The sequence below is a fragment of the Loigolactobacillus binensis genome (assembly GCF_005405165.1).
In the GTDB taxonomy this organism is placed as follows: domain Bacteria; phylum Bacillota; class Bacilli; order Lactobacillales; family Lactobacillaceae; genus Loigolactobacillus; species Loigolactobacillus binensis.
In genome coordinates this window covers 1-23250 of record NZ_BJDN01000001.1, presented here as the reverse complement: position 1 = coordinate 23250, position 23250 = coordinate 1, and the positions used below count along the sequence as shown (strand labels likewise).

The window sequence follows — 23250 nt, the reverse complement described above, 5'->3', positions numbered from 1 at the left end:
TTAGTTATCCACATTTTAGTTATTGTTCGTCAAAACGCGCTTAATTCCCTATAATTCCTATTATACCAGACTTTATAATTAATTAATTTAGTAAAAAATAAAGTTACGCACAGCATTCTTTTGTTCCTGTGGATAACTTAATCGGCCATATTTTGTGTTATTCCGGCAATATTAAGTTATCCACAGCTGTGCAAAAAGCTGTTCACAACTTTTATGAACATTGACATTTCTATTTCTTAACATTATCTAAAGTTAGTGGTAACGACTTAAGTTGCGCTGAAGTAAGGTTCTATAGTAGATTATCCGCTTACGTTTTCCTAGACCATTTTTAGTGTTACCGAACGTTCAGGTTCTACAGTCACTAATTGACTGTTGCTACGCTGAATTAAGTCCCGATTTTTAAACAAAAAAATAAAACCCGAATTCCCTCCGGGTTTTATTTTAAGCGCCGCTTATTCAGTTACTTTCAGCTGGGTCGTATTTTCACTTAAGGTAATTGTTCCTGATTTTTTAGCTCCATCGCGATAATACTGAACTGCAACTTTATCACCAACACTATGGTTATACAATTCAGTGCGTAGATCAGCGCTGTCAGTAACGGTTTTACCACCTAGGGACGTGATAACATCGTATTTCTTCAAGCCTGCATTAGCGGCTGGAGAACTTGTTTTCACTGACATGAGCACGACACCGCCGGTAACACTAGCAGGTAACTTCAAAATTGATTTCTGTTGCGCCGCTGAGATATTCGCTAAGTCGGCCATTGAAACACCTAATGCTGGTCGTACGATTTTACCATTAGTAACCAGCTGATCGATGATCTTGACCACTTCGTTACTAGGAATGGCGAAGCCCATCCCTTCAACCGTTGCGGTGCTAGAGCTACTACCAGAACTACTTAACTTCATTGAATTGATCCCGATGACCTGGCCTTGAATGTTCAGCAAGGGGCCACCAGAATTACCAGAGTTGATGGCCGCATCCGTTTGGATAACTGTTGCTGCACCCGTTTCTTGCCCTGTGGTTTCATCGGTTACCGCAACGGTCCGATTCTTAGCAGAAATGATCCCTTGCGTCACGGACGTTGCGTATTCAGAGCCTAAAGGTGAGCCGATAGCGATCGCTGGTTCACCAACTTTGATACTATCTGAGTCACCAAAACTGGCCACTTGCGTTACTTTATCCGCACTGATACTCAATACCGCTAAGTCGGTCACTGAATCAGTCCCAACCTTTTTCGCCGTCAATTTGGTTCCATCACTCAGGATAACTTCCAATTTCTGCGAACCGGAAACCACGTGGTTATTGGTCACAATATAAGCTTTACCATCTGCTTTTTTATATATGACCCCGGAACCTTCACTATATTCTTCCAAGCTACTAGAACTGCCAGACGAACTGGAAGAAGAATCGGAGCTACCGCCAAAAAATTCGCTTAGGCCGCTGTCATCGCTACTACTTTGACTTTGTAAGTTGATCACCGAAACAACGGCATTTTTAGTGTGTTTAAAAACGTTAGAAACCTGCGAATTCGTGCTGACCTTAACGTTACTGACTTGGGTAGTTCCGGCCTTATTCGTATTCACAACACTGCCGTTGGAACTACTATCGTTGCCTAACAAATTCACGCCTCCGTAGACAACGCCCCCACCAATAACGGCTGCGACCACAGCAACGACTGCTGTTTTAACTAAACCATTTGCTTGTTTCATGACAAACCTCCAGTTTTTTTCAGAATTTGCTTATGTTATTAGAATAGCGCAAAATTTTGAAAAAATATTGAACAAGTTGCGATTAAATAACACTTTAAGCAAAGCTTAATCAGCATGTGGCGCAAAAAGCGGTTAACTCACTGCCTTTTGCGCCACATTTATGCTAAATCGTTTAAATTTTAGAATAACCCTTAGAGGCTTAGTAATGGCAAAGCTTCATCTGGTTCAGTGTCATACAGTTTAAAATCATGGCCAACACCAAAATCGTGTTGCTTCAGCATTGAGGCCACAGTTAGATGACAAAGTTCCTTCATATTATTATGCAAACTACGATGGCCTAGAAAAATATTTTTGGTGCGGTTACCGATCACATCCATTAACCCATCGGCGCCTGCCTCATTGCTAAGGTGGCCCTTATCACCAAGGATTCGTTGTTTCAATGGCCAAGGGTACATGCCCATCCGTAACATTTCCACGTCATGGTTACATTCAAATAAGTATGCATCGGCGTCACTGATCTCCGCACTAAGCCGTTCAGATACATAACCAGTATCAGTTAAAATAACGAAAGTTTTGCCATTATGTTGAAATTCATAGAACTGCGGCGCCACTGCATCATGCGAAACACCAAAACTTTGAATATCCAGGTCAGCAAAACTTTTCAGCGCACCCATTTCAAAAATATGTTGCTGGGCAGTCGGGACCTTACCGATCGTAGGCAACATCGCCTGCCAAGTCGGTTGATTAGCGTAAACGTTGAGCTGCGGGTAACGCCGCGCCAATATACCAACGCTTTTAATATGGTCGGTATGCTCATGAGTTACCAACAAATCATCGACCTGCGTCATATCCCGGCCGATCGACTGCATCAAGCCTTCGATTTTTTTTCCGCTTAAACCGGCATCAACTAACACTTTACGTTGCGGCGTTTCGATGTAGGTCACATTGCCGGTGCTACCACTACTTAAAATACTGATCTTCATTTGATCGTCATTTTGCACCATGCTTGTTCTCCATTCCAAAGTACGCGTAAAACAGGTTATCGGCTACCTTACACGTACGTTTACTTACTAGTCTATTATACTTACTTTCATCCATAATGCACACTCTAGCGTACAGGCTAAATTAAAAAACCGCTCAGCGCGCTGGAAAAGAATTTAATTCAACAAAAAGAGGCCTAGCACTAAAGTGTTGCCCAAAGCGGTTAGTAGCGGACCCAGCGTTTTGAAAGAACTTATTTTCATACCGATCAGGCCATCGCTTAATTGAACAGCGATCATAATGATCGCTGCGACAACTAAAACCGCACTTGACTGAAAAATAAATACGCTGCTTACGCCTAAAAGGATCGCAAAACTTCTAGAGAGTGCATATTTTGCATTGGTCAAACTAGTATCGCCGCTAGGTTTAGCCTTTAGATAAGCCGCAACTGAAAAGCCAAAACTCACAAGCGCGCTTAGTAGCGTAACGAAGCCGCATAAATAATAGAACATCACAATCAACCTTTCTACTTGTGCCAACTAATGATATAAAAAAACTGTAGACACAGCCGAAAAATGACTTTATCTACAGTTTAGTCGCTTTTAGTTACTGGTCGAGCTGGACAAATTCGCATCGTCGCTGGCCTTCATCAACACGCTGGAAAAGGCGTTGATGCGCTTGATCTGCACATTACCGCTGTTTTTATTTTCAACTGCGATAAACCAGGTCGGAATATAAACTGAACTATCATTGGCATCCAGCAACCGCGAATACCCTAGCGTTGTCCACTTGATCGTTGCGCCATTGGCAATTGCATTATTACTGTATAACGCAAGTACCGCCTGCTTCTCGGTGATCGTCGCTTCCTTTTCCCGCAAAGTGGTGACCTTACTGATATAAGATTGTTCATAACTGACGATCTGCTTATTCGAGATCTGAAAAATAATTTCTCCCTGAGCATCATAAAGATCACCTTCAGGTAACTTCTGCGTATAAACAAGTCGATTTGCGGTTGAAAACAATTTGGAATAACGGTAGTGCTTGCCAAAAGCCACCATCCGCGGGTTAGCTAGCACATTTTTTAAGGCCGCCGTATCTTTACCATTTTTAACACTGATCGGGTGCACTAGGCGACTGTACAGGCGGTTATTGGTGAAGCTGTACCGTTGGTTTTGTAACCGCTGGCTCGCATTTTGAAGTGCCTGGCTTGAGCCGCTGGACAAATAATAACCTGATCCTACTTTAGTGGCCAGCGTCGGCACCGTGATCTGATCGCCGCGCATTTCACGCAAAACCATTGCGCTTTGACTGATATCGTCATTGTTCACCGTTTCCACGTGTTGATTTTGCTTATAGGACGTGAATAGGAAAATGTTTAAACAGACAAAAACGATCAAGAAAATAACTTCGATCCGTTTAAAATCCATTAGCTGGCACCCCCCTCGGCCGTACTTGGTGTCGTATTCAACATTTGATTATAGCTTACCCATTTACCATTATATTGGAAATAATATGTCGGTGTTAAATCGATCACCGAATCCGAGCTAGAATTAACTGACCAATGGTACCCTAATTCGAAGGACGTAATATCCGCCATATTATAGCCGGCTGCTGATAGATTATTTAGTGCCGTCTGCGTTGTTGGCAGTGGCGTCGCCATTTTATCGGCTGGCAGTGGTACCTGTAGGGTGTAAACTGAAAAATTCAATTTAACGCCTGTTGTCAATAGCTGCACCTTAACAGCGCCAAAATCGGTTTGGTTAAAAACCGGCAGCCCTTCAACGTAGCTGCGATAAATCACGGTGTGCGTTTTAGATTCGTAACCAAAATAACGCATATTGCCAGGCGCGCTCCCTAATTTGGACAAGGTTTTAAAGCCACCATTTAAGATAGCAGTGGCGTTAGTACTGGAAACATCACTAGAATAATCTTCAAACTCGATCGTTGCCTTTTGGTGATCAGCTTGTAAACTCTTGTACGTGCCGTCGGTATAAGTGGTGCTATTTCCTTGTTCTTTAGTTTCAAGCGCGCTTGGATCACTGCCACTAAATAACGAGGTGACGAAATCCGTCGGGTTCTGCTTAGTGACCAAATAGCTGTACTGTGTGACCTGCACTGCACTAGTATAATAAAGTTCCGGCCGGTTATTGAATAACTTTTCGGTGACGGGAAATTGAATCGTTGCTGCGTTTAAGCGCGCTTGAAGTGCCGCCATCTTTTGCTGATCAACTTTGACACTGAAACCCGTTTTGTGGTGATCATTCAAGAAATAAACGATTCCCGAGCGATTAGTGGGAATAACAATTCGGTTAAATAATCGTTGTCGATCTGCCTTAGCCACTTTTTGCTTAAAGGTTTTACCGAAGATCGCGTAACTAATATTACGTGGATAAACTAAGCTGACCCGATTTTTCTGGTTGATCGTGGCTAAATAATTCTTACTGCTTAATTTCATTTTTTTCGGACTAGTGAATTGCCAGCCAGAAAGCTGCTTATGCAGGGCGTCGATCAAGTTCTCTTTATTGTTATAGACCATATATTGCTCGCCGTTGGCGTTACTAGTCAGAATCTGCGTCGGCAAATAAACTTCCCCAACATCCTTAGTTTCCGTCTGCGTTTTGGTTGTCGTCACATCCGTAGTGTTGCGCTGAAAACGAGCATTATTGGTCCAAATCAACCACGATAACAAAAGACTGATGCCGATCATCACTAGTAAGCTGATCTTCAACAATAGCTGACTAATTTTCATCCCAGAGATCATCCTCCTCGTAAGCTTCTTGGTACGGTAAGGAAATATAGAACGTTGAGCCTTTTCCTTCCTTACTGTCGACCCAGATCCGCCCATTCAGCCGTTCAATGACTTCTTTAGAAATAGCCAAGCCTAAGCCAGTTCCCCCCTGCGCTCGTGAGCGTGCTTTATCTACCCGGTAGAAACGGTCGAAAACGTGGGGCAAGTCCTTCTTCGGAATGCCTAAGCCTTGATCAGAAATACTGAGGATCACGTGATTGTTGGTTTCCAATAGCCGACAGGTGATCACACCACCGTCTGGTGAATACTTAATCGCATTATTGATAATATTATCCACTACCTGCATAAATTTATCGGTATCGATCTCCACCCATAAATCACGCTTAGTAAATTCACGTTTCAAGGAATACTTTTTCGTAACGTTAGCTTCCGTTCGATTATTATCACTACTAGTGACGTCAGATTTGATCATCATATCAAAGCGATTCAACGTATAATTGAACAATTCATTTAGATTGACCAATTCCATATCTAATTTAACCGTACCGGAATCCATGCGTGACAGGCTTAACAGATCATTGATCATGCGGATCATACGTTCCGTTTCTTCCTGCGTCACGTGCAAGAAGTTAGGCGCGACTTCAGGATCTTTCCACGCACCATCGGTTAAGGCCTCCAAATAACTACGCATTGAAGTTAACGGCGTCCGTAATTCATGGGAAACGTTGGAAACAAACTGCCGCCGTTCACGCTCATTCTTCTGCTGTTCGGTGACGTCATGTAAAACGCAGACGATCCCACTGATAAACCCAGTTTCGCGTTGGATCAAAGAAAATTCAGCGTGTAATATCAAACTATGTTCTGGTGCCGAAAAATCTAACATCAATTCAGTTTGATTTTCCAATAGATCACGAATCGTATGGTCCGCCTCAATTTTAAGAATTTTCAAAATGGATTGTCCGATGACTTCTTCGTCGTTAAGATTTAAAAATTCTGCCGCTGCTTCATTGATAATGATCACATTGCCACGCCGATCAGTGGAAATCACCCCGTCAGTCATATGTGATAGCACACTATCCAAACGCCGTCGTTCTGCTTCCGAAGCTTCCTGTGCTTCTTCGACTCGCACTGACAAGTTATTGACCGCCACCGCTAATTGGCCTAATTCATCACGCCCATAAATGCGCACTTGCCCAGAATAATCACCACGGGACATCCGGATCGCCTGCTTCTTCATTTCATCGATCGGTCGGGTGATCGCCCGCGAAATCACCACAGCAATAATTGATGAAAATAGCGCCGCCACTAATGAGGCGGTCAAGAAAATCAACGTGATATTATTAATATTGCGGTACACACTTTGCATGTTAGCACGCACATAGATCACACCAACGATACTACTACTGTCACTGTTGGGATTGACCAACGGCACAATACTGACGTAATAGCTGGCGTGACTTTTTTCATCATAGGATAGGGTTTGATAAGAACGATTGTTGTACAACACGTTTTTAATATTATTATCCGTTGTTTTCTGCCCGACGACCCCTTGATCGTTCAGATCACTTGTGCCCCGAACGGTACCTTTACTATCGACCACACGAATATCCGCCGAATTATTGAGATCCGACAGAATATTGGCGATCGCTTTGTTGGCCGTCGCCGTATTACTTTTCAACAACTGATTGCTGAGCTGATTATTAACGTAAACCGGTGTTTGCACTTGCTGCTTAAAAGTTTCAATATTCTGTTGTTCTAATTGCTTCACAAAATACGCGCCGATAATTTCCAGCGTGATCATTAACAATAGAATAAAAACGATCGCAATTTTAAAATTGATCGATTGAAAGAAACGAATTTTTTTATTCATTACATTTATATCCCCAAATCAAAATAAAAAGACCGCGTGACCAACTCTACTGGCGCGCTTTGTGCACTGTAGAACCAAAGATCACGTGGCCCACTTTCCAAAATAGTTCGCTTTTAGTTAACGCGTGCTTAACAGCTAAATTCGCTGCTACTCTTGGTCTGGATTACGTAGATAATAACCAACACCACGCCGCGTGACTAACCATTCTGGATGGCTAGGATTATCCTCAATTTTTTCCCGTAAACGGCGTACTGTGACGTCAACTGTCCGAACGTCACCGAAATAGTCATAGCCCCAAACCGTTTGTAACAAATGTTCCCGGGTCATGACCTGCCCAATATGTTGCGCCAAATAATGCAGTAATTCAAATTCGCGGTGCGTTAATTCAATTTTATCGCCGCGTTTAGAAACGATATAGGCATCTGGGTGGATCGTTAAATCCCCAATTTCAATTTCACTATTTTCATCGTCTTCTGATTGTGCATTAGCGATCGTTCCTTGCCGCCGTAAATTAGCTTTAACACGCGCCACTAATTCACGGTTTGAAAACGGCTTGGTCACATAATCGTCAGCGCCCATTTCCAAACCTAGAACTTTATCGATCTCCGAATCCTTGGCGGTCAGCATAATGATCGGCATATCGTGATCCTTACGAACCTCCCGGGCTACTTCCAAGCCATCAATTTTCGGTAACATAAGATCCAACAGAATTAAATCGGGATTACTTTCATTGACCTTTGCCAACGCTTCTTCCCCATCGTAAGCTGTGATTACCTCATAGCCTTCTTTGGTCAAATTAAATTTAACAATATCCGAAATCGGTTTTTCATCATCTACAACTAATATTTTTTTTGCCATAAATCGGTCGTCCTCCTTCGCGAAGCTTAGAACTGGCTTCACTGACTCGTTCATGCACTGCACGAATTTTTTCACAGCCTGCACTTGATCACCGTGCTAACGCTAGCTTGCGCGCAGTTGCTCACAATAATCATGCTAATAGAACCTTTCGCTTAGGGCTCGATCCCCTGACGTTCCATTAGAGCTGATCGATTTTGAATTCTGCATCACTTACGATGCACCTTGTATCAATTATACTCATTCCGATCAAAATTGGCAAAGACCACTGTGAAAGCGCGTGCGCTCAAGCCAATTATGTTTAAAAATTCAGCTTGTAAAAAAATCTCAGCAAAAAGCATTGCGTGCGGTCCGTATTTTTGCTATACTATTATTCGTTGATGACATGGAGCGCTAGCTCAGCTGGCAGAGCAACGGACTCTTAATCCGTGGGTCCAGGGTTCGATCCCCTGGCGCTCCATCATAGTAATACCTTAATTCACATTTGTGGGTTAAGGTATTTTTTATTAGCCACCAAGGCAATTAGTCTAACATAAATGATTGCAAATGTAACTGCTGGTGACGGAATGCGCACCCTTTTTAGACTTTCTTAAAGTAATCTGAACAAGGCGCTTGCTAATTAACTACTTTTGCTTTATAGTTTGGCTATTATTAAATTCCAATGAGAGGGGACTCATTCATGAGACCAAGAATCGCAATACCTGCCGATACGCTAACCGAAGCCACAAAAGTGATCAACGAACGCAACGCTGACTTTGCGCCCCGAATGGCGGTCAATGCGGTTCTAAAATCTGGTGGCATCCCCATCATTCTACCTAACAGCGCCCCTGAAAACGTAACTGATTATATTGAAACTTTCGACGGCGTTCTTTTCCTTGGTGGTTCTGATGTGGACCCAACTTTTTATCACGAAGAACCCCACATGAATTTAGGTCAAACCTATATTCCCCGCGATCGTTTCGAGATCGAGCTGGTCAAACAATCATTATTAGCGGGTAAAAGTATTTTCGGAATCTGTCGCGGCATGCAAGTGATCAATGTCGCCCTCGGTGGCACTTTGTACCAAGATCTTTCCGAAGATCCTGCGGCGCAAATGAAACATTCACAGACGGCACCAGGTAATTTACCAACGCACCATATCACCGTTGAACCTGATTCCCGTTTACTTTCCTTGCTAGGTGCCCGTCCTTACGTTAATTCGCGCCATCACGAAGCCGTTAAGGAATTAGCACCTAGTTTGCGCAGTGTTGCTTACGCCGATGATCACGTTATCGAGGCCGTTGAATCCGTCGACAGTGACCAGATTTTAGCCGTGCAATGGCATCCTGAAAACATGTATAAACACTACACGGAGATGCAAGAACTGTTCAAAGATTTTGTTCAACGCAGCGAAAAACTAGCTAGCCAAGCACCACAACAACCACTGAAGATCGTGCATAAAATTGGGGAAGGTTATCCGAAGGAATACTTTGGCTAACCTTTTTCTTTTATTCTCAACCGGAAGCTAGCGGCGCAAAGTTACCTGCTTCAGTTAATTTTTACAGCTTTGAAATTAGGTTGAAATAAATCAGAGCAGATTTCAGGCCGCTGTGTGCTGTTGTTCAGTCACCAAACCTCAAAACTACGTCATTACCAACTAATTTAGCGTAAACAAATAGCCGCAGCATTTACCGCTACGGCTATTTTACTTAGGCTTCAGCCCAAATATCAGTTAAAACATTGGTTTGGTCACGATCAGGACCAACCGAGAAAGTAGCAATATCCACACCGATCAACGCTGCGACCCGTTCAACATAATGCCGCGCGTTTACTGGTAATTCTGCCAACGTTTTAACGCCAGTAATATCTTCTTGCCAACCCGGCATTTCTTCATAAATTGGCTGACACTGCGCTAATTCCGGCAAGCTAGCAGGATAATGATAGATCGTTTCCCCGTTGCGTTCATAAGCAGTACAGATCTTCACGGTATCTAAACCAGTTAAAACATCTAAACAGTTTAAACAAAGGTCCGTTAAACCCGAAACACGCTTGGCGTGACGCATGACTACTGCATCAAACCAACCGATCCGCCGTGGCCGCTTGGTTACCGTACCATATTCATGACCGGCTTCACGTAAGAAATCACCAGTTTCATTCAATAATTCCGTTGGAAATGGACCATCGCCGACCCGCGATGTATAGGCCTTGCAGACACCGACGACCCGGTTGATCTGAGTTGGCCCAACGCCGTTACCGACAGTCACACCGCCAGCAACTGGGTTAGACGAAGTGACGAAGGGGTAAGTCCCTTGATCAATATCCAGCATAACGCCTTGCGCGCCTTCAAATAAAACCTTCTGTCCCTTGTCAAACGCTGCGTTTAAAATCACCGACGTATCGGCAACATATTGCTTTAAACGCTGACCATAAGCATAAAATTTTTCAAAAATATCATCAAAATCAAGTGCTTGACCGCCATAAATTTTGGTAAATAGCTGATTCTTAAAGTCGAGATTTGCCCGTAATTTTGCTGCAAAAATGTCCTTATCGAGTAAGTCGACCATCCGAATCCCAGTACGCGCCGCTTTGTCCATATAAGCCGGGCCAATACCGCGATTAGTCGTGCCGATTTTTTGATCGCCTTTACTTGCTTCCTGCAAGCGGTCAAGTTCGATATGGTAGGGTAAGATTACGTGGGCGCGGTCGGAGATCCGTAGATTATCCGCCGTTACCCCATTCTCAGCTAAGTAGTCCAATTCTGCTACCAAAGACTCTGGATTGACCACCACACCGTTACCGATGATCGAGAGTTTGTTTGGATAGAGAATACCGGATGGAATTAAGCGAAGTTTTAAGATCTTACCTTGCGCGTGGATCGTATGTCCCGCGTTGTCGCCGCCTTGTGAGCGAGCAATAATATCCGCACTTTCGCCTAGGAAATCGGTGATTTTTCCTTTTCCTTCATCGCCCCATTGGGATCCTACTACAACAACTGATGCCATATAATAACACCTCATTGAATTAGTGTATGTCTTGCTGCAACGCAACAACACACCAATGCTCATTTTAGCAATAAAAGACATTGACTTCAAGTTAAATCCGAATGAATTTTTTTAATTTAATAAATTATCACTTAAAATCCGAACATTAATTTGATATAAATACGTTAGTTGTAAAAATTACGAATCTTTCGTAAAATGAAACCAGCTTATTATAAAGTGGGAGGTGGTCGTTTGACCAAATTTTTAAAGTCGATTCCGCTGCCAATTTGCGGCTTAATTTTAGCTTTGTTGTCCTTAGGTAATCTATTCAAAGACTACCAACACTTAGTACTTGGGGACTTTTTCGGTATCAGCGGTATCACCTTGATCCTACTGATCGTGTTTAAATTTATTAATGCCCCCCGGCAAACGTTGGCGTTATTGCGTGATCCGATCATCGCCTCAGTGTTCCCCAATTTTTCCATGGCCTTGCTGGTGGCGGCAACTTTTTTCACTGCTTATCCAATTTTAGCTAATACTATTTGGTATGCCGGCGTATTTTTACAATATGGCCTGTTAGGCTACTTTACGTGGCGTTTTGTCGATACTGCGCATTTGCGCCTGACCCAGATCTATCCTAGTTGGTTTATCGTCTACGTCGGCACCGGCGTCATCCCGTTGACCGCGGCACATTTCAATCCGCTACTAGGCCAAATCACCTTCTGGTTAGCGTTAGGGACTTATTTAATTCTGCTACCGCTGGTTTTGTGGCGTGTTCTGATCGTCCGCCAAATGCCTGAAGCAACGCTGCCGTTGATCACCGTGATCGCCGCACCTGGTTCACTTTGCCTCGCCGGTTATCTGCGTGATTTCGCCCACCTACAAATGAATCTACTATGGTCGCTTGTTATATTAGCGCAGCTCGCCTACTTGTTCGTTCTACTGCTGATGCCGCGGCTAGCGCAGCTGCCCTTTTACCCCAGCTATGCGGCCTTTACCTTTCCGCTAGTGATCAGCGCACTGGGACTAACCTATTTAGTTGATTACCTGCAACAAGCCGGGCAGCACACTTTTTGGCTTCAGTTAGCCGCTCGTGGTGAAAGCCTGATCGCATTAGTCGTCGTCGGCTGTATTTTCCTACGCTATTTGAATTATTTATGGCACCAAAACTTACCTGTCGATCCGGCAACCAATAAATAAAGGACGCTATGGCATTGGATCAATGTCACAGCGTCCTTTATTTGTATCAGCTCGGTCTTCGTGATCTGCATTTCGGCTCCCAACCAACTAAAAACTAAGGCCACGCTCAATTTACCTTTTCAAAAACCGTTTTACTTTTTACTTGCCCTTGTCCTGCTTGTGCGATCTGATAAGTAAAACTCCGGGCGGTGAATTTGCTGTTGGTCGCAAGGATCTTATTATACTGCCATTGCGAAACCTTATTATCTTTGATCTGCGCCAAAGTTAGCGTACCGCCTTCAGCCTTGTAATTCCAAGTTATTTCCTTAGATTGCGCCGCGTACTCTTTATCAAAAGCACTTTGACTTTTGCCGGCGTTTAGCGCGGTATTTTTATCCTGGTTGACCACAATTTTGTTACCGCTTTGCGCAAAGGTCACGTAAAGCGACTTATCTTTGGACACACTTTGGTAGCGGTAAGTATTCCCCGGGATACGCTGTGCCACTGAATGGCTCATATTCCAGTAAAAGCCGCCGCCAACAGCCAAAATAATAACGATCAATAACCCCAAAATTACCCATTTCTTTTTCTTCATTGGTTCCTAATTCCCCTCACTTAGTTGACGTTATTCAGCGACATCGGTATTAGCAGCTTGATCAGAATTAGTTGTGAAGGTCGTGTCGCTAGCCTCATTTTCGTTCTCACTAGTACTGTCTTCCGCAGATTCTGTGTCATCTGTTGCTGAATCAGCATCGTCACTAGAACTATCCGTATCGGTTGTTGCGTCTGAACTATCCGTATCGGTGTCCGTTGGTAAAGCAACATTAAAGTCGAAGCCATCATCAGTTGCGATCACGATCACTTCAATATCCGTCGCATCCTTGATCTCACTTAATTTATCATCCACTTTTAATTGCCGATAGATCTTCTTAGCTAATTTATTAGCATTTTTAGTCGTTTGCTTCGTGTTGCGCGTTACGATCGGCTGATCTTCAGTATAAAGTGCTTCAGTTTCAGAATCTTCACTGGCGGCATCCGCATCACTGGATTCATCAGCCACTGATTCAGTATCTTCGTCTTCAGTAGCACTACTTTCACTGTCTGTAGTAGCATCCGCATCTTGTTCCGTAAAATCAACGGTTAATTCAGATTCATCTTCGAGGCCTAATTTATCGGCTAACTTAGCCGTGATGGCATCAGCGAATTCATCATCATCTAACGGCGCCGTTGTTGCGCGCGAAGTATCAGTACTACTTGCAGTTCCGGTATCTGAATCAGCGTCCGCTTGCTTAGAGGATGCAGCTTTAGATTCAGTACTGCTACTTTCAACGCTACTAGAAGTTACAGCAGTTGCATCGCCATCAGCAGTGGCGGTTGTTGGTTCAGGGTCAGCCGGTGAAGCGTAAATATTTGTAGAATTGTTGGTACTCTTATCATTTACAGTCACAGGTGAAACGTTGATATTAACAGAATTATCACTATTATCGGTAAAATTATTGATCGTGACTTTCGTGTTAGCGACCCAAGTACCGTCGCCTTGATAGTCCCAATTAGCTGGCACATAACCGTCACGATTTAATATCAACGTATCACCGGCGTAGATCAAATCAACATTTTTAATATTGTTATCATAAGCTAATTTACGTACCGAGATCCCCGTCGCGGCTGAAATACCCGATAACGTATCACCCCACTGAATAATATAATTGCTTTGATCCAAGTTATTAACGTCAATATGTTGTGAACTGATATTGCTGCTAATTTGTTCAGTATCGTTAGCAACCCAATTAGTAATATCCGCCCGTTCTGCATTCGTCTGATTCGCATAAAAACTATCCGCCAAAACCGAAGATGTTTGGCCCAAAAAAGGCGCAAACAAAAGGGCACTAGCAAGTGTCGCACTGACGATCCGTTTCTTATTCATAACTATTTTATCCTCCAAATTAAAATAAAATTATCGTAGTATACCTTAAATATAAGCGCTCTACTGGAGTAACTCAAGCTTTTTATTAGAAATTTTAAATAGTAAAAAAAACATCTAGTTATACTGACATTATTTGACATAGCTAAATAACCCGCCGCAAAAGCGCCGAGTTATCCGTGATCCTTTATTGATGACGTCGTGGTTCAAAGCCACGCTGTCGTGATTGTTGCAGCCACAATGCCAAGGTCGCATCAGAAATACCGAACTTCCGTTGTGCCTGCTGGGAAAAGTCTTGCCAAGCAGCCTTTTGTTTGGCTGGTTCCTTGCCGGCGCTGCGTGCTTGACGCGTATAATCAAGCAATAAGCGTTTGAATTGCCGTTGATCACTGTGGGACATTTCTAACAACCCGGTACGCCCCTGCACGTCCATTTTCGCTACCTCATCCATTTCCTCGTGCTCAGCACTATCGCTAATAAAAGAACGGATCGGCATGATAATGTACAGCACCAAGGCCACCCGCGGCCAGAAATAGCCTACTACCATAATGGCTAGGTAAAGCAAGCCTGATTCGAGGTAGCTAGCACCATAGATCACGTTATAGACCTTGCGCATATCTTTTTTATCGGTATATTTCTCGTGAATGATCGTTTTGGCGATCCGCCGAAAGAGCAGCGAGATCACTAAACTTAAGCCACCATACATCAATACCGTTACCTGCGTCGTCGCCTCCGTCATCAGCCGCGTAAAAGTCGGCATTAATGACATTAAGAATAAAAATGATAGATCTAATACGACGATCTGATTAGGTACCGTTTTGGCTTCATTGAAGATCACCGCATGTTGGTACCACAGATTGGCGATAAAACAGAAACTAACTAAATAGATCCCCACCGCGTGGAAAAGTTGGACGTAATGCACACTTTGGCCGTGAATCTCCACTGGTAACTCTAACACCATGATCGTGATCAAAATCGCAATGATCGCATCACTGAAAACATCTAGCCGTTCTTTTAACTTTTGCTTCATTCGCTAAACACCTACTCTATTGTGCTTCCGGTACGTAGGCGATCGAAGAAAACTTATTGTACTGTTTAACGAACAATAATTTAACCGTCCCCCGGGCACCGCTACGATTCTTTTCAATGATGACTTCAACTTCACCGACTTCTTGATCTTCAGTCCGCTCGCCGCCAGCCGCACTATTTTGAGCGAATTTACTGTTATCATCGTCTTCGCCACCATCTTCATCCCGATAGTAATCATCCCGGTATAGAAAAGCCACGATGTCAGCATCCTGTTCAATCGAACCTGATTCACGAATATCGGATAACACAGGCCGCTTGTCCTGCCGCTGTTCAACCCCACGTGAAAGCTGGGATAACGCGATCACTGGTACCCGTAATTCTTTAGCCAACTTTTTCAATTGCCGCGAAATGCCGGAAACTTCTTGTTGGCGACTTTCTTTGTTGCTACCTTCGATCAGCTGTAGATAATCGACCACCACTAAGCCGAGGTTGCCTTTTTCTTTAGCCAAACGACGACATTTAGCCCGAATCTCCGACATTTTGTTCCCCGGCGTATCATCAATATAGATCGACGCCTTGGACAAGCTCCCCATGGCGATGATCAGATTCTGCCACTCTTCTTCCGATAATTGGCCCGTGCGTAGATGGCCAGCGTCAATGCTACCTTCTGCACACAACATCCGGTTGACTAGCGACTCGGCACTCATTTCCAAACTAAAAATCGCCACTGTTTTGTCAGTTTTAGTCCCAACATTCTGGGCAATGTTTAAAGCAAAAGCGGTTTTACCAACGGCTGGCCGCGCAGCAATAATGATCAATTCATCTTCCTGCAAGCCGGCAGTCATTTTGTCCAGATCACGATAGCCAGTCGGTAAACCAGTGATATCATCATTATTTTGATACAATTGATCGATTTGCTCAATCGTACTATTTAAAACATCCGAAATTGATTTAAAACCGGTGGAATTTCGCTGTTCAGAGACATTCATAATATCCTGTTCGGCTTCATCTAAGATCGCGGTCACATCATCTTCAGTATAACTTTTGGTAACAATGTTAGTCGCCGCCTTGATCAAGCGCCGCAGGATCGACTTTTCCTGCACGATTTTAGCGTAATGCGCCACGTTAGCCGCAGTTGGAACTGCCACCGCTAAATCGGCTAAATAAGGTAGCCCACCGATATCTTCCAGCTGATTTTGGCCATCTAAGCGGTCTTTTAATGTGACCACATCAATCGCTTCGGAAGCGTCATTTAAGTCGACCATCGCTTGGAAAATCAGTTGGTGCGCCCGCCGATAGAAGTCATCTGGCGTCACAAATTCCATCGCTTCAACCAACGCATCAGGATTAAGAAAAACCGCACCGAGAACCGCTTGTTCGGCTTCAATATTCTGTGGCGGTGTTTGATCGATTAAGTCATTCACGCGAAAAATCCTCTCTTCAAAAATCAACTGACAATAAAATACTGCCACTATTATACGTTGTTCATTCATCAGCCGCAATCAAAGCAGTTAATTTAATTCAGTCAAAAAAGGGCCCCTAACGTTCTTCACTAAGACTATCAGTAGAACGCTAGATGCTCTTAATGATCAGGCCTATGTTCAAATTGAATTAGGCTGATCTTTTAATCTTCACTTTTCAGCTACCGTAGCCGCTAGCTTTATTTCTTAGTAATATGCACACGGATCTTTGCGGCAACATCACCATATAATTTAACTGGAACGTTTCGGTAACCTAATGCCCGAATCGGCTCTGGCAATTCGATTTTACGCTTATCAACTTTGATCTGGAATTGCTTGTCCAATGCCTGCGCGATTTGTTTACTTGGGATTGAACCGAATAAACGACTATCCTCGCCAGCCTTAGCTTCGATGACAACGACGGTATCGTCAGCCTCGATCAACTTCTTCAGTGCTTTAGCCTCGGCTAATTCTTCTTCAGCGCGCCGTTCTTCAGCCCGTTGTTGCCCTTTAAGTTGGCTCATGGCTTGTTTAGTCGCCGATTTAGCCTTGCCGTTTTTGATCAGAAAGTTCTGGGCGTACCCGTCTGGCACTTCCTTGATCTCCCCGCGTTTGCCTTTGCCGCGTACATCTTCTAAGAAAATAACTCGCATAATAAAATTCCTCCTCGTATTATTCCGCTGTATCTTGCTCAATTTTAGTCAGGACTTGCTCGAGTTGATCCCGTGCCGCCGCAATATTAGTATTCGTCAACTGGGTCGCTGCATTGGATAAATGACCGCCGCCGCCAAGTTGTTCCATGATCACCTGCACGTTGACTTCGCCTAGGCTGCGGGCAGAAATACCGACATCCCCACTAGGGCGTCGAATGATCACAAACGAGGCATCGATCCCCGATAAGGATAGTAACGTATCAGCCGCTTGCGCTGCGATCACGGGATCGTAAGCTTCATCTTCCTCACCTAAACATAATGCCATATTGGGACGGATAAACTCAATTGATTCGATCAAATGATTCTTTTGAATGTAATTATCAACATTCTCTTTCAATAAACGTTGCACCATGATCGCATCCGCACCAACGGAGCGTAAGTAACTCGCCGCATCAAAAGTCCGCGTCCCTGTCCGTAATGAAAATGATTTAGTATCAACCGTGATCCCAGCCAACATGGCTGTAGCCTCTAATTTATTGATGGCTTCTGTTTCCTTAGGTTGATATTCAAACATTTCGGTGATCAATTCACAAGTCGAAGAAGCATAAGGTTCAATATAAACCAACATTGGATTTTCCGGAAATTCCTCACCACGCCGATGATGGTCGATAATGATCGTTCGGTTAGCCAATTGGTGGTACAACACTGGACTAGTGGAGATCGACGGCTTAGAATGATCGACCATCACCAGTAAACTATGGCTAGTTGCTAACTCTGGTGCTTGGTCTGGGGTCAAAATATCGGGGCCGATCTCCGGATCAGCCTTAAGCTGTGCCATTAAACGTTGAATATCAGTATGCACATGCTCCTGATTGACAACAATTGAGCACTTCTTGCCGTTCATTGCCGCGATCCGGCGAATCCCTAGGCAAGCACCTAAAGAGTCCATATCCGGCTGTGCGTGGCCCATAACGAAGACCTGATCGGTTTGATTCATCACTTCTTGCAACGCCTGACTGATCATGCGTGCTCGAACCCGTGTTCGTTTTTCCATTGGATTCGTTTTACCACCGTAAAAACGTGCTTGTTCAGTTTCAGCCTTGACGACAACTTGATCGCCACCTCGGCCTAACGCTAAATCAAGGTTACTTTGCGAAACCGTTGCTAATTTAGCGAGATCAGTATCCCCATAAGCAATACCAACCGACAAGGTCAATGGATAATTCTGCTTCGAAGTTCGCTCCCGAATCCGATCCAGAATTTTAAAATTATCGGCCTCAATTTTTTGCAGTGCTTGGGCGTAGATCAGTACGAAAAAGTGATCATCATCGACGCGCTTCAAAAACATCCCGTATTGCCGGGCCCAATTACTTAATTCATTGGTGACATAATTATTTAAATTAGAGATATTTTTATCGGTCATTGTCTGGGTGATCTCATCATAATTATCTAGGAAAATTTGCCCGATCGACAATTGTTCTGCGTTGTAACGTTCCTCAATTTTGGCGTAACGGGTAATGTCCAGTAAGTACACGACCCGAATACCTTCTTGGATAATAATTTCAAACTGATTCTCGCCCCAACGCACTGTTTTTGGCTCACTGGTCGCCTCATTTTCCTGAATCAATTTAGCTAATTCTGGATCAATCGTGGCGATCGGCTCACCTAGTACTTCCTTTTTACCGAGGTATTCCTGTAAATAGGGATTCGTCCACTCAATTTCATTCGCTTCACTATAAAGTAAAATTCCGATCGGCATTTTGATCAATGCCTCTTGTTCTCCCCGTTTGATGCGGTAAGAGAGATCAGAAATATACGCATTCGTATTTTGGGTGACCGTCTCCAAGGCATAAAAGACGGTGCCCACCAAGGCAGTCAATAAGACTAATAAAAAGATACCCAGTATAAAATTAATAAAGAAGGCTAGAATAACCCCTAATATAGCTAAACCAACTAACCCAACTGCAGTTAGGCGCAAACGATCATTTTGCAAAAATGCTGGCAAACGGTCCTTTGAAAACAATTTTTTCATAATAACTCCTCTTGACCAGATCCTAAAATGATAACCTTATTTTATCACAATCGCTTTAGTGATACAGCGTCTATTGCCAAGTAGCCAAATAAAGAAGGTGCGGCCGCGGCCACATCTTCTTATTTAGTTTCTAAGTATTAGCGTTAAACCTTGGCTTGTAACCAAGCCACCAAATGATTTAGCCTTCTTGATCAAGCGCCATTTGCGCGACTTGGTTCAGATAATTAACCGGCTGATCGTAAAATGGATTGAATAAAGTATCCGTAAAGGCTAAATCTTCGATCGTATTTTTATTTTGAATACTGATCGAAACGGCATTAGCCGACTGCGTCAGATCATATTCACCATAAAATTGGGCACCTAAAATACGATGATTTGTTTTCGCGTAAACTAATTCGATCACCACTTCACTGGTTTGCGGCATGAACAGTGGCCGATAAGGGCCGCGGTAAGTCACACTGGCAGCAGCAATACCGCTAGCCAAAGCCCGTTTAAGGGTAACACCAGTTGTAGCCAATGTTTGGGCAAATAAACGTAAAGCTGTCGTTGCTTGTGTGCCCGGATAACGTTGTACATGGCCGAATAAATTACGGGCAATGATTCGGCCTTGCTGAACCGCATTCGTTGCTAATGGAATAAAGGTTGGTTGGTCAGTTGGATTAAATTTAGCAGCGCAAGCATCCCCAGCAGCAAAAATAGTCGGCTCAGATGTTTCTAACCATTCATTAGTGATAATAGCGTTATTGCGATCCAACGCCACTTGTCCCTGCACCAATTCAGTGTTAGGCACAAAACCAGTACAAACCACCACAAAATCAGAATTAAAGTCCCCTTTAGATGTTTTGATCACGACCGGGTCAGTTGGCCCCTTAGTAGCAAAAGCGGTCACTGGTGTACTTAGATGCACCGTCACCCCGTGCTGCCGCAATAACGCCACGATTCTGGCGGACATTTCTGGGTCAATATAATTACCGAGCACCTGCTCATCGCCTTGCAACAAGGTAACTTGATGATCCGTATTAGCATAGGCTTCTGCTAATTCAATACCAGAATAACCTGCTCCCACGATCGTCACTTGGCGACTGAGAGCAGCGTTCTTTTTAATCGCCAACGCTTGGTGATAATTTTTGCACACTAAAACCTTACTACTATCGACCCCGTGAATAGGTGGCACTGAAGCCGCCGAACCAGACGTCATGACTAGCCGATCATAAGTATCAGTGCTGATCAGCCTAGTTTTCAAGTTCTGGATGGTGATCTGCTGCTTACTAGCATCAATTTTTAAAACATCGTACTCCGTTTTAACGTTAGCACCTAACGCAGTCAAATGTTCCGGCGTTTCGTAAAACATATCTTCTAAGCGTTTGACTGTATCCTGTAAATACAAAGCAATGCCACAAGATAAAAAAGAGACATTGTCATTACGCTCATAAACGGTAACTTCAGCATCGGGATGGTGTTTTAAAACTTCAGTGACCACCGTCACACCAGCATGGGTGCACCCTACTACAATAACTTTCAAGATACCGTCCTCCCTTAACTTAACAAGCTAGTAAATGTGGTTTGCCATAGAAGTAGCCTTGCCGCAGGTCAATTTTCATACTGTCGACTAGCTCATCATCATCAGCATTTTCAATGCCTTCAAGAATAAAACGTAATTTATGCTGATCGGCAAAATTACGCCAAAAAATCACTTGCGCCTGCATCAATGGATCATGGATCGTGCTTTCAAAGTTTTGCAGTGCAAACTTAATTTCCTGTACATAGGGAAGTAATTGTTTAATTTGTGCTAATAGATTACGCCCGCTGCCCACGTCATCCAAAGAAATCTCCATACCATGATCAGAAAAACGTTGTAGAATCGGAATTAACTGATCATTTTCAATATTAGCAATCGTATCCTCTTCGGTGATCTCAATTTTTATGCGTACCGGTCGTAATTGATCTTGAACAATCAGCAATGTAGAAATAACCTCTGGATCAATCATTTGACTCCGATTTAAGTTTAACGATAATGATCCGATTTTTAATTTTAATTGGCTTGTCACTTCAAATAATAAATCAGCAATAATTGTAGGTGGAATGGTAGTAAAAGAAGCCGGGGTTTGCCAGCCAGCAGTTGTATGTTGCTTTAACAACAGTTCATAACCAATTAAAGTTTGGTTATATTTGTTCAATATTGGTTGAACAAAATATTTATACATAAGCGACCTTACTCCTCCCAAAATTAAAAAAAGCCCACAGCTTGTCTTTCTCAAGTGTGGGTCGTATCTTTATTATTCGGCACAATAAAGTTGAGCAATTAATCTTATTTAGTTTCTTAAGTAACTATTTTCTATCAAGCAATGAAAATATTCATAAAACTATAATTTTCAACATCAAAATTATAACAATTATTTACTTAAACGTCAACACTGATTTTATTACCACCAGCGCGTTTCGCAACGTAGGTCAGGTCGTCAACCCGGCGGAAAAAGTCACGTGAAGTTTCATCGCTTAACTGGGCCTGGCTTAATCCAGCAGAAAAAGTTAAATAAATTTGACTATTTTCGTACTGAAATTCGTGTTGCCGCAACTGTTTTAATAATTGATCCGCCAACTGTTGTGCCTTATTTTGTGGCATCCCGTTAAAAACTAAGGCCATTTCTTCGCCACCGATTCGATAAGGAATAATATTGGTACCAGACATGGTCGCCAACATGCGGCTGAACTCTCGCAATACATAGTTGCCGGCTAAATGCCCGTAAGTATCATTAACTTGTTTGAAACCATCTAGATCAAGAATCATTAGGCTCAATGGTACTTGTGTTTTAGCCGCCTTTTGAAAGGCCCGTTCAAAGTTCAAACTAAAGGAATGATAATTGTAAATTTGCGTTAGCTCGTCAACATAAGCACCTATTGCTTGCTTGGAGATCAACAACTGATTTTGCTCTAATAAATGGATCAACACGGTGGGGCTCCCACAAAGAAAAACCATTTCAATGATTCGCAGTAACATGGCTGTAACCGAAAAACTATTCGCTACCGTCATATTTTTATAAACAAAGATCGCCACCCAAAACCCACTTGCTAAAACGCCGAAACAAAGAACCTGCCATAAAAAGCTTAATCTTTTGCTTTGGGTTAATAAGGCCACCCCGACAAACAACAGAATATAAAGTAAGGTATAAAATAAAATATAAGTTTGCAGGCCCCAAAACAAAAAATAGGCTGAAACCGCAACCACCAGAACAACAGTGGCAATTTGGGTTCCTAGAAAAATAACCAATAATAAAATTGCCATGATTCGCAAATTGGCCAAGGTCAAAGTATGCGCAAAGTATAGTTGCTCCACAAGCGATAAACCAATACCAACGATTGAAAAATAGATAATCGCCGTCAATCGCATTTGCCAATTCATATTACCGATCCAAACAACTTCATTGGCATATCTCATCGTATAATAGTCAGCGATCAATTGAAATCCAAACACGATCCCTAACGTAACTAATAATTCAATTATAAAAAAAACAAATTGACTAACAATTGTCATCATTTACCTTACCCTCGATTTTATCGCTAGAAAATTACTGAATTAATCAATAATACATTGGCTAAACTCAATGAACACGCACCAGATCAATTAAATAGATTATCCTTACTGTACCAGATTTCACAATTCGACCCAATACTTACCGGACAGATTGGCCTTTCTGTTCCACGTGAAGCATTTTAGCGTAAAAAAAAATCCAGGCTCACCTGGATTTTTTTGGCTCTATACTTTTTCCTGTTGATCGTTTACAAAGTGGTAAGCTATTAACAGGATTTTTTGTGCAAAAAAGAGCCCACAGCCCCCATCCAAAAAATCCA

General features: G+C 43.0%; 19 protein-coding genes and 1 tRNA gene. 3 read left to right on the top strand and 17 right to left on the bottom strand.

From position 1 onward, the window contains the following. Positions 1-452: 452 nt before the first annotated feature. The 7 genes from FFM78_RS00100 to yycF all read right to left on the bottom strand — a co-directional run bounded on the left by FFM78_RS00100 (position 453) and on the right by yycF (position 8170). Positions 453-1712, bottom strand: a complete 1260-nt coding sequence (locus tag FFM78_RS00100) for a S1C family serine protease (protein ID WP_137636399.1) — start codon at positions 1710-1712, stop codon at positions 453-455. A 191-nt stretch (positions 1713-1903) separates the two neighbouring features. Next, positions 1904-2716 (bottom strand): MBL fold metallo-hydrolase, encoded by an 813-nt coding sequence (locus tag FFM78_RS00095; RefSeq protein ID WP_137636398.1) that lies wholly within the window; start codon positions 2714-2716, stop codon positions 1904-1906. 153 nt (positions 2717-2869) lie between these two features. Further along, positions 2870-3205, bottom strand: coding sequence for a hypothetical protein (locus FFM78_RS00090; protein WP_137636397.1), 336 nt, complete (start codon positions 3203-3205; stop codon positions 2870-2872). 90 nt (positions 3206-3295) lie between these two features. Next, a complete protein-coding gene (locus FFM78_RS00085; protein WP_137636396.1) occupies positions 3296-4120 on the bottom strand; it encodes a two-component system regulatory protein YycI in 825 nt (274 codons plus the stop codon). Beyond that, positions 4120-5442, bottom strand: coding sequence for a YycH family regulatory protein (locus FFM78_RS00080; protein ID WP_137636395.1), 1323 nt, complete (start codon positions 5440-5442; stop codon positions 4120-4122). The genes FFM78_RS00085 and FFM78_RS00080 overlap by 1 nt, the downstream gene beginning before the upstream one ends. Further along, complete coding sequence (gene walK, locus FFM78_RS00075; RefSeq protein WP_137636394.1) at positions 5432-7312, bottom strand: cell wall metabolism sensor histidine kinase WalK; 1881 nt, start codon at positions 7310-7312, stop codon at positions 5432-5434. The genes FFM78_RS00080 and walK overlap by 11 nt, the downstream gene beginning before the upstream one ends. Positions 7313-7459: 147 nt before the next feature. Beyond that, the gene (yycF, locus tag FFM78_RS00070) at positions 7460-8170 is read right to left on the bottom strand and encodes a response regulator YycF (RefSeq protein ID WP_137636393.1); all 711 of its coding nucleotides are present in this window, start codon (positions 8168-8170) and stop codon (positions 7460-7462) included. A 384-nt stretch (positions 8171-8554) separates the two neighbouring features. Here yycF and FFM78_RS00065 point away from each other — a divergent pair. Further along, positions 8555-8627 (top strand) — tRNA-Lys (locus tag FFM78_RS00065). A gap of 219 nt (positions 8628-8846) precedes the next feature. Then, complete coding sequence (locus tag FFM78_RS00060; RefSeq protein WP_137636392.1) at positions 8847-9644, top strand: gamma-glutamyl-gamma-aminobutyrate hydrolase family protein; 798 nt, start codon at positions 8847-8849, stop codon at positions 9642-9644. A gap of 211 nt (positions 9645-9855) precedes the next feature. On the opposite strand, the gene FFM78_RS00055 is transcribed toward FFM78_RS00060, so the two are convergent. After that, positions 9856-11148 (bottom strand): adenylosuccinate synthase, encoded by a 1293-nt coding sequence (locus tag FFM78_RS00055; RefSeq protein WP_137636391.1) that lies wholly within the window; start codon positions 11146-11148, stop codon positions 9856-9858. 231 nt (positions 11149-11379) lie between these two features. Here FFM78_RS00055 and FFM78_RS00050 point away from each other — a divergent pair, with 231 nt between their 5' ends. Next, positions 11380-12327 carry a TDT family transporter gene (locus FFM78_RS00050; protein WP_137636390.1) on the top strand — a complete coding sequence of 316 codons (948 nt, stop codon included), beginning with the start codon at positions 11380-11382 and terminating at the stop codon, positions 12325-12327. Between the two features lie 106 nt (positions 12328-12433). On the opposite strand, the gene FFM78_RS00045 is transcribed toward FFM78_RS00050, so the two are convergent. The 9 genes from FFM78_RS00045 to FFM78_RS00005 form a co-directional block, all read right to left on the bottom strand. Then, on the bottom strand, positions 12434-12901 hold the full coding sequence (locus FFM78_RS00045) for a hypothetical protein (RefSeq protein WP_137636389.1): 468 nt from the start codon (positions 12899-12901) through the stop codon (positions 12434-12436). A 30-nt stretch (positions 12902-12931) separates the two neighbouring features. Further along, on the bottom strand, positions 12932-14230 hold the full coding sequence (locus FFM78_RS00040; RefSeq protein ID WP_137636388.1) for a LysM peptidoglycan-binding domain-containing protein: 1299 nt from the start codon (positions 14228-14230) through the stop codon (positions 12932-12934). Between the two features lie 184 nt (positions 14231-14414). Continuing rightward, positions 14415-15257, bottom strand: coding sequence for a TMEM175 family protein (locus tag FFM78_RS00035; RefSeq protein ID WP_137636387.1), 843 nt, complete (start codon positions 15255-15257; stop codon positions 14415-14417). Between the two features lie 16 nt (positions 15258-15273). Further along, positions 15274-16680: a replicative DNA helicase gene (gene dnaB / locus FFM78_RS00030; RefSeq protein WP_137636386.1), complete on the bottom strand. Its 1407-nt coding sequence runs from the start codon at positions 16678-16680 to the stop codon at positions 15274-15276. A 236-nt stretch (positions 16681-16916) separates the two neighbouring features. Further along, complete coding sequence (gene rplI / locus FFM78_RS00025; RefSeq protein WP_137636385.1) at positions 16917-17369, bottom strand: 50S ribosomal protein L9; 453 nt, start codon at positions 17367-17369, stop codon at positions 16917-16919. Between the two features lie 19 nt (positions 17370-17388). Next, positions 17389-19401, bottom strand: a complete 2013-nt coding sequence (locus FFM78_RS00020; RefSeq protein ID WP_137636384.1) for a DHH family phosphoesterase — start codon at positions 19399-19401, stop codon at positions 17389-17391. 178 nt (positions 19402-19579) lie between these two features. Beyond that, positions 19580-20923 (bottom strand): FAD-dependent oxidoreductase, encoded by a 1344-nt coding sequence (locus tag FFM78_RS00015; RefSeq protein ID WP_137636383.1) that lies wholly within the window; start codon positions 20921-20923, stop codon positions 19580-19582. A 19-nt stretch (positions 20924-20942) separates the two neighbouring features. Beyond that, on the bottom strand, positions 20943-21605 hold the full coding sequence (locus FFM78_RS00010) for an EAL domain-containing protein (protein WP_137636382.1): 663 nt from the start codon (positions 21603-21605) through the stop codon (positions 20943-20945). 197 nt (positions 21606-21802) lie between these two features. After that, the gene (locus FFM78_RS00005; RefSeq protein ID WP_137636381.1) at positions 21803-22936 is read right to left on the bottom strand and encodes a GGDEF domain-containing protein; all 1134 of its coding nucleotides are present in this window, start codon (positions 22934-22936) and stop codon (positions 21803-21805) included. Positions 22937-23250 lie beyond the last annotated feature (314 nt).

Coding starts and splice junctions, on each gene's coding strand:
- FFM78_RS00100 (WP_137636399.1), bottom strand. CDS start 1,712: ATGAAACAAGCAAATGGTTTAGTTAAAACAGCAGTCGTTGCTGTGGTC.
- FFM78_RS00095 (WP_137636398.1), bottom strand. CDS start 2,716: ATGGTGCAAAATGACGATCAAATGAAGATCAGTATTTTAAGTAGTGGT.
- FFM78_RS00090 (WP_137636397.1), bottom strand. CDS start 3,205: ATGTTCTATTATTTATGCGGCTTCGTTACGCTACTAAGCGCGCTTGTG.
- FFM78_RS00085 (WP_137636396.1), bottom strand. CDS start 4,120: ATGGATTTTAAACGGATCGAAGTTATTTTCTTGATCGTTTTTGTCTGT.
- FFM78_RS00080 (WP_137636395.1), bottom strand. CDS start 5,442: ATGAAAATTAGTCAGCTATTGTTGAAGATCAGCTTACTAGTGATGATC.
- walK (WP_137636394.1), bottom strand. CDS start 7,312: ATGAATAAAAAAATTCGTTTCTTTCAATCGATCAATTTTAAAATTGCG.
- yycF (WP_137636393.1), bottom strand. CDS start 8,170: ATGGCAAAAAAAATATTAGTTGTAGATGATGAAAAACCGATTTCGGAT.
- FFM78_RS00060 (WP_137636392.1), top strand. CDS start 8,847: ATGAGACCAAGAATCGCAATACCTGCCGATACGCTAACCGAAGCCACA.
- FFM78_RS00055 (WP_137636391.1), bottom strand. CDS start 11,148: ATGGCATCAGTTGTTGTAGTAGGATCCCAATGGGGCGATGAAGGAAAA.
- FFM78_RS00045 (WP_137636389.1), bottom strand. CDS start 12,901: ATGAAGAAAAAGAAATGGGTAATTTTGGGGTTATTGATCGTTATTATT.
- FFM78_RS00040 (WP_137636388.1), bottom strand. CDS start 14,230: ATGAATAAGAAACGGATCGTCAGTGCGACACTTGCTAGTGCCCTTTTG.
- FFM78_RS00035 (WP_137636387.1), bottom strand. CDS start 15,257: ATGAAGCAAAAGTTAAAAGAACGGCTAGATGTTTTCAGTGATGCGATC.
- rplI (WP_137636385.1), bottom strand. CDS start 17,369: ATGCGAGTTATTTTCTTAGAAGATGTACGCGGCAAAGGCAAACGCGGG.
- FFM78_RS00020 (WP_137636384.1), bottom strand. CDS start 19,401: ATGAAAAAATTGTTTTCAAAGGACCGTTTGCCAGCATTTTTGCAAAAT.
- FFM78_RS00010 (WP_137636382.1), bottom strand. CDS start 21,605: ATGTATAAATATTTTGTTCAACCAATATTGAACAAATATAACCAAACT.
- FFM78_RS00005 (WP_137636381.1), bottom strand. CDS start 22,936: ATGATGACAATTGTTAGTCAATTTGTTTTTTTTATAATTGAATTATTA.